This is a genomic window from Novosphingobium naphthalenivorans NBRC 102051 (assembly GCF_001590985.1).
In the GTDB taxonomy this organism is placed as follows: domain Bacteria; phylum Pseudomonadota; class Alphaproteobacteria; order Sphingomonadales; family Sphingomonadaceae; genus Novosphingobium; species Novosphingobium naphthalenivorans.
Map to the genome: position 1 here is coordinate 1 of NZ_BCTX01000144.1, position 5950 is coordinate 5950.

Below are 5950 nucleotides of genomic sequence, written 5' to 3' on the forward strand. Positions count from 1 at the left end.
CCTCGGCCAATCCTCCGCAGAGCACGCCTTTGCAAGCTGAGCACCGTCCAGTCGTTGCTTCAAGAGGCCCTCGCTTCCATCGCGGAGCGGGGGCCTTTTGTATTTCTCCATGACAGAGGGCCGCATCACGCTCGGCTCCGGTGACTGGTACGGCAACACCCGGCATGGGCTACAATCTTGACATTTCCCCAGTACAATGCATATGTTCATGCATATGCAAAGGAGGTCGATATGGCCCGGAAAAAAGCAGTTTCCGTCCCTCCACGAGAAGCCAAACTGTTCCGGAACAACAAGAGTCAGGCTCTGCGCATCCCTGCCGATTTCGAACTTCCGGGTGACCGCGTGATGATCCATCGCGATGGCGACCGCCTCATTATCGAACCGGTACGCCGCAAGAATCTTCTGGAAGTCCTCGCATCCCTGCAGCCGCTCGGGCCCGATGATCAGTTTCCCGATGTCGAGGACACATTGCTCCCGATAAAGGCCATCGACCTGTGAGCGGGCTCTATATGCTCGACACCAATACCGTCTCCGAGCTTGCCCGCAATCCGCAAGGATCGGTTGCCGCACGCATCGCCGAAGTGGGCCCGGATGCGATCTGTGTCAGCATCATCACCGCGGCGGAACTCCGCTACGGCTGCGCCAGAGCGGGTTCGCCGCGGCTGCTGGCGCAGATCGAGGCCATTCTGGACAGCCTCCAGATCCTTGCCCTCGATGTCCCCGCCGACACTGAATATGCCGGTATTCGCGCAGAGCTGGAAGCAGCCGGCAAGCCTATCGGGCCAAATGACTGGTTCATCGCTGCCCATGCCTATGCCCTGGAAGCGGTGCTGGTGACCGCGAATATCACAGACTTCTCGCGGATACGCGCACTCAAAGTCGAGAACTGGATCGCCGACCTTCATTGACCGGATGCCGGGCAATCACCGCATGGCTTTCGTCTAGCGCATCGGCTCGCTCCAGCGGCGGGCCGCCGCCACACGCTTCGCGATCGACCCTAACCCTTGAGATGACCTTCAGCTCCATAGCGGATCGGGGGGCCTTTGCCGTCCATTGACCTCATGGCCGGAGAGAGGAGGGGGGTGTGCCTTTGTGTTCACGCAACAGGAGAAGGCCATGTCCGACATCATCGACCTCGGCGGCGCGCCCGGACACGAGGATTGCGCGCAGCTCGGCCACACCCCCGACTTCGAGCGCCTCAACCGGCTTGAGGTCGCCGCCTATCGGGCCGCCGTCATCGCCCGCTTCGGCCCGCCCCCGGACGGGTGTGCCCTCGTCTTTATCACCAACCGGCACGACTTCGGCATCTATCGCACGCTCGGTCTCAAGGTCGATGCGGGCGCTTATCGTCGCGATCCCTCGGTCGCGGCCTATGTCGAGGCCGCCCAGGACGGTCTCGCCAGCTGGGTCGAAGCCGGTTTCGCGCCGCCGGTCCGCTACGACGACGGCCGTGCCCCCGCGGTCGACCGGGACCGTATCGACGACATCGTCATGGGTGCGTTGCTCGCGACGCGGCCCGACCCGTTGGGACGGTTCCCCATTCCCGACTTCGAGATCCTTCATCGCAATCTCGCCGCCGCCTACCCTCGCTGCGCCGAGGCCGCGAACCGCTCGCTTGAGGAGACACCAGTATGATACCGACGCAACTTACCTCCGACCAGGCCGCCATTCAGGCTCGTATCGAGGCCGAGATCGCAGAGCATGCCGCCGCCGTCCGGCGTGTCGAAGCGCGCTGCAAGAGCGCGTTCCTGCCTATCCTGCGGGAGCATGGTATCACACGCGTCGACATCAGCTATGATGGTGGCGGTGATGAAGGCATGATGGGCGATGTCACCGCCTATGGCGGCCAGTCTGTCCGGGAATTGCCTTCGGTGCTGTGCGACCATTACGCCGTCGACTATGGTGGAAACGTTCGCAGTTCCGCATTGCAACTGGAGGACGCCCTGTCGTCTTTTGCTGAAAATGCCGTCTGCGACCATCATGGTGGCTGGGAAAATGGCGAGGGCGCCTACGGAGAGATCGTCATCGATGTCGCCTCGGGAGGCGTGACCATCACGCATAATGCCCGGTTCATCGACTACGACACCACCGAGACGGAGCTGTGATCCATGTCTCACTGCTATTTTCATGCGCTCAGCTCGGCGCGCCGCTGGGGCGGCGTGCCGGGCGACTATATCGCCCTTCATCAATGGTTCGATGAATCCAAGAAGATCATCGCTGATCCGCGCCACCGGGCGCTCAGGCACCATGCCGAGGGGATTTTCCTGCTCGAGACGATTTTTGGCGTGACCGTTCGCAACAGCGACGGACGTCAGGTGCCGGTGCGTCTGATCGGGGAGGCGCACGTCACCGAAGATCTGGGGCGCATTCCGTCTTTCGCCGACTGGGCACGGCTCATCCAGCCGATGCCCTGGATGTTGCGCGGCAATCCCGCCGGCTCGCCGGGGCTGGATCCTGCTATTTCCGGTTCACCCGCACCCAACGCTGCTGTAGCCTGATCTCATGGATCAGGGACCCTTCAGCAAGGCCGCCGCAGACAACGCCCTCGATCGTCTCATCGCAATTGCCCGATCCGACACCGGCCAATCACGCCGGGTCGCAAACTTCCTTCTGGCCTGGTGGAACGGCGAGGATTGCGGGCACTTTCCTATCGCCGATCTGTTCGGCGTCGACGCGACGATCGCGACCCACATCACGACGATCGTCGGTTTCCTCGGTCAACATGAAGGCGCGATCTATCCGGATGCCTTCGGCTGCAAGGCCGAGATGATCGAACTGGTCGGCCGCTGGCGGGATTTCGGCGACTAGAAGTTTTCCAACGTGCAGAGCAACCCGCTCGTTATCGATCTCCTACTGTTGCTCGGGCAGGAGATGACCCGAGTTGCCATCGCGCACGGTTCCATAGGTCTTGAGTCAGGCGTCGAGCGCTTGCCCTGGCGACGGGCAATCATGCATTCGCATTCTGTCCGGGGGGCGGAACCAGCCGGTCCAGCTTCGCCATGAAGAAGCGCTCGCTCCACAGGTCGATCGATTTGAGTTCAGCCGGACGCAGGAAGCGGCGCACATCTTCGGCCGCCGCTTTCCAGTCGAGACCGGCGATCGTGCTGCCCAGCGCGTCCTTCAGCCAGGGCATATTGACGGCAATGCTCTCGTCACCAGCCCACGGTCCGGCTTGAATCAGCGCCGCGCGCAGGAGCGGCAGATTGGGGGCAGTTCCCTTTGCGACATACCAGGAGAAATCGTACCAGTCCCTACCTTTGAGGAAGCCCCGGCAGAGCAGCGCATGGATCTTGAGCGCGAAGTTGGACGGCAGATCCTGATGTCGCACTTCATAGTCGGCCGGAAAATCGAGATAGGTGGCATCTTCGCCGGAGCCGGCGGGGGGATTGACATCGATTTCCAACTTGATGCGGATCGTCCGGGGCTTGCCTGTCCCGGCAAAGATAAGGTCGAGCTGGCTGGCGATCGAATCATTCTTGAGGAGCGCCTGGCGGATCGCGCTGTCCATTTTCGCCTTGGGCCGCGCGTCGAGCTTCAGGCCGAACTGGCCGAACACGTCGACCAGAACCGTGAGATAAGGCGACCAATCGAAATCCGGATCGGGCGCGCGGAGGAGGAAATCGAGGTCTTCTGAAAAACGCGGCAGGCCATGAAGGATACGCAGCGAGGTGCCTCCCTGAAACAGGGCGACATCGAAGAAATCGCCGCGCCACAGGGCGTAAAGCGCGATCTCCTGGAGGATTTCCTTGACGGCATTTTCCTCTTCGAGGGCGTTGGCCGCATCGTAGCTGCGCAGCTTTTCCTGGATGATGTCAATCATGATTGGAAGCCTTTCGGGCCATGACGGCGTATTCGAGCGCGGCGAGAAAGGCGTTCTCGGCCTTGTGCTTGTAGGTGGATCTGAGCTTGGCGAAATCCTTTCGTCGAAGCGAGACGAGCCTGTCCGGGTCGATCCGCATGCCATGGGTCAGCCATTCGACCCCGCTCCATTGTTCCTTGCGCAGGGCAACCAAGTCCATCAGCGCCCGCAAAGGCTGGGCGACGAAGGCGGTGAGTTTGCCCATCTGGACCCGATCAACGCCGATCAGGAACCGATAATCGGCAATGGCGAGAGGGTGGAAGCTGAACGCCCCGAAGTCCGGCGTGTCGAAGTGCAGCGTTTTGCGTCCCGGTGTCACGCTGGCGGTGGTGAAAACCGCTTCGGGAATCCAGCCATGCCAGGTCAGCGCGCTTTCGAGCGAGATATAGCTGCCTGGTACGAGACTCTGGGCAATGGCGAAGGGATGTACGGTTTGGCTGCGATAGTCTCGCCCCAGAAGATATGTGCCGCGCTTCACCCGAAGCAGGGAGCCATCCTTGAGGGCACGGTTTACGAGGCCGTAGCGCCGCGCATCCCCGCCGCCCAGCAACCGCCCAAGCTGGCGTTCGCTCAGGATATGGTCGGCCAGCCCTGCTGCCGTGATCTGCTGTGCCAAGGATGACATGAATTTCCTCATACTTCCAAATTGTGAAAGTTTCCAGAAATTATCGGATGAGCGGCCAGAATGAGCAAAACCTTCCCCGGCGCGCCGCAGGCCTTGTCTCCCGACGTGCTGGTGTCGGCGATACGCTTGGACTCGCTGACGGTGCCCACGCCTTCTGTAAGCCACTGACCGAGACCGAGGCTCTCCTCCGCGCGCCTCGCCGCATCTGCGCTTCGCGCACGCAAAGAGGAGCAGGGAAGGGGGAAGGGGCAGGACATGTCTCCGAGGCCGGAGACCTGACTGTCCCGAACCTATTTTTCGCGAGGAGCGAACATGGCCAACCATTTCGTCAAAGCGAGCTTTGTGCTCACCGTTACCGAGGCCGAGGCCGAAGTCCTGCGCCAGATCGAAGATGCTACAGGAATTCTCGATGATTCTGGTTTCGAGCAGGATGAACTTGCCGCAGCTTATGCCGCGCTCGGCGAATCCTTCACGTCGTGCTTCCCGTCGATCGAGGCCGATCCCTTCGGTGGATTTCGCGCGATCTTCAGCGATCTCGATTATCCACGCCTCAGCTTCTCGCTGCAGGTCGATCCGTCCGATGGGTCAGGCCGTTGCAAGGTCTGGTTCTACGGCGACCAGGTCGATGTCGAAACCGCCGCGCTGCTGATCCAGGCGACCGCGAAATCGGCTCTGCCGTTTGGCTTCGAATATGCGCTCGATTGCGATCGCCTGCGCCCCGGTGAGTTCGGCGGCGGCTATGTCGTCATCCGCGAAGACGGGCTCGAGTTCGCAGGTTCGTCCCGGCTCCTCGATCGCGCTATCGCGCGCGGTCACCACGAAGGTGTCGACGGATACGTCCTTGTCACGCGCGACGCAGAGGCCGGCCTGCTCTTCTGGAACAGCCATTCGGGCTTCGGCTCGCTTGCTGGCGCCACGGTGTTTTCCGAGGCCGAGGCCGCGAACTTCGATCCGCCCATTGCCGACGACCAGCCCGAATGGCTGGCGCTCCCGGCCCCACTCAACTGAAGGAGCCGCACATGCGCTACATCATCGCCCTTTATGAGATTGACCGCGCCTATGGTGGAGCAGAAGAGGGTGGCTGGTGGTACGACACCGGCGAGTTGGCCCGCCTTCTCGCGCTGGCGCCGACCGAAGCGCGGGCCATCCAGTTGGCTGACCGCGCCAACCGCCTGCTCGAACGGCTACAGCGTCATCGTCGCCGCGTCGATTCCGTCCTTTATGATGGCGGCCGTTATACTGCCATCGTCTTCGAATGGACGGCGCCCCCGGCCTTTCCCGAGGTCCGGCCGCACTACGCCTGAACGCGACTGTCCGCCGTTGACGGGCCACCATCCCAGATTGCGGTCCTGCGGAATAGCTGCGCACGGAAGAAGCCCAGTCGAATTCCGGCATCCTGGAGCCAACTCGCCAAAGCCAGCGGCCTGACGCGCGAGCGTTTCGCGATGGCCGATCATCTCCTGCGT

Annotated in this window: 10 protein-coding genes; 8 read left to right on the forward strand and 2 right to left on the reverse strand. The window is 62.0% G+C overall.

Going from position 1 to position 5950, the window contains the following annotated elements; all coding sequences use genetic code 11:
• The first annotated feature begins 231 nt into the window (after window positions 1-231).
• From NN5_RS23795 to NN5_RS23820, 6 genes are all read left to right on the forward strand, one after another.
• Window positions 232-498 carry an antitoxin gene (locus tag NN5_RS23795; protein ID WP_020818770.1) on the forward strand — a complete coding sequence of 89 codons (267 nt, stop codon included), beginning with the start codon at window positions 232-234 and terminating at the stop codon, window positions 496-498.
• Window positions 495-908 (forward strand): type II toxin-antitoxin system VapC family toxin, encoded by a 414-nt coding sequence (locus tag NN5_RS23800; RefSeq protein ID WP_020818771.1) that lies wholly within the window; start codon window positions 495-497, stop codon window positions 906-908. The genes NN5_RS23795 and NN5_RS23800 overlap by 4 nt, the downstream gene beginning before the upstream one ends.
• Window positions 909-1116: 208 nt before the next feature.
• Entirely contained in the window at window positions 1117-1635 is a 519-nt protein-coding gene (locus NN5_RS23805; protein WP_020818772.1) for a hypothetical protein, read from the forward strand.
• A complete protein-coding gene (locus tag NN5_RS23810; RefSeq protein ID WP_015460584.1) occupies window positions 1632-2105 on the forward strand; it encodes a DUF6878 family protein in 474 nt (157 codons plus the stop codon). The genes NN5_RS23805 and NN5_RS23810 overlap by 4 nt, the downstream gene beginning before the upstream one ends.
• Before the next feature lie 3 nt (window positions 2106-2108).
• Window positions 2109-2498 carry a DUF6915 family protein gene (locus NN5_RS23815; protein WP_015460585.1) on the forward strand — a complete coding sequence of 130 codons (390 nt, stop codon included), beginning with the start codon at window positions 2109-2111 and terminating at the stop codon, window positions 2496-2498.
• A 4-nt stretch (window positions 2499-2502) separates the two neighbouring features.
• Window positions 2503-2808, forward strand: a complete 306-nt coding sequence (locus tag NN5_RS23820) for a DUF7673 family protein (protein WP_015460586.1) — start codon at window positions 2503-2505, stop codon at window positions 2806-2808.
• 139 nt (window positions 2809-2947) lie between these two features.
• On the opposite strand, the gene NN5_RS23825 is transcribed toward NN5_RS23820, so the two are convergent.
• A complete protein-coding gene (locus NN5_RS23825) occupies window positions 2948-3820 on the reverse strand; it encodes a nucleotidyl transferase AbiEii/AbiGii toxin family protein (protein WP_015460587.1) in 873 nt (290 codons plus the stop codon).
• Window positions 3813-4484: a type IV toxin-antitoxin system AbiEi family antitoxin domain-containing protein gene (locus tag NN5_RS23830; protein ID WP_020818773.1), complete on the reverse strand. Its 672-nt coding sequence runs from the start codon at window positions 4482-4484 to the stop codon at window positions 3813-3815. Before NN5_RS23830 ends, NN5_RS23825 begins: the two co-directional genes overlap by 8 nt.
• Window positions 4485-4796: 312 nt before the next feature.
• On the opposite strand from NN5_RS23830, the gene NN5_RS23835 reads away from it, so the two are divergent.
• Both NN5_RS23835 and NN5_RS23840 read left to right on the forward strand, forming a co-directional pair.
• Entirely contained in the window at window positions 4797-5492 is a 696-nt protein-coding gene (locus NN5_RS23835) for a hypothetical protein (RefSeq protein WP_015460589.1), read from the forward strand.
• An 11-nt stretch (window positions 5493-5503) separates the two neighbouring features.
• On the forward strand, window positions 5504-5788 hold the full coding sequence (locus NN5_RS23840) for a hypothetical protein (RefSeq protein ID WP_015460590.1): 285 nt from the start codon (window positions 5504-5506) through the stop codon (window positions 5786-5788).
• The last annotated feature ends 162 nt before the right edge of the window (window positions 5789-5950 follow it).

Bases quoted from the DNA above. Each gene is read 5' to 3' on its own strand.
- NN5_RS23805 (WP_020818772.1), top strand. From the start codon at position 1,117: ATGTCCGACATCATCGACCTCGGCGGCGCGCCCGGACACGAGGATTGC.
- NN5_RS23820 (WP_015460586.1), top strand. From the start codon at position 2,503: ATGGATCAGGGACCCTTCAGCAAGGCCGCCGCAGACAACGCCCTCGAT.
- NN5_RS23840 (WP_015460590.1), top strand. From the start codon at position 5,504: ATGCGCTACATCATCGCCCTTTATGAGATTGACCGCGCCTATGGTGGA.
- NN5_RS23795 (WP_020818770.1), top strand. From the start codon at position 232: ATGGCCCGGAAAAAAGCAGTTTCCGTCCCTCCACGAGAAGCCAAACTG.
- NN5_RS23825 (WP_015460587.1), bottom strand. From the start codon at position 3,820: ATGATTGACATCATCCAGGAAAAGCTGCGCAGCTACGATGCGGCCAAC.
- NN5_RS23830 (WP_020818773.1), bottom strand. From the start codon at position 4,484: ATGTCATCCTTGGCACAGCAGATCACGGCAGCAGGGCTGGCCGACCAT.
- NN5_RS23815 (WP_015460585.1), top strand. From the start codon at position 2,109: ATGTCTCACTGCTATTTTCATGCGCTCAGCTCGGCGCGCCGCTGGGGC.
- NN5_RS23835 (WP_015460589.1), top strand. From the start codon at position 4,797: ATGGCCAACCATTTCGTCAAAGCGAGCTTTGTGCTCACCGTTACCGAG.
- NN5_RS23810 (WP_015460584.1), top strand. From the start codon at position 1,632: ATGATACCGACGCAACTTACCTCCGACCAGGCCGCCATTCAGGCTCGT.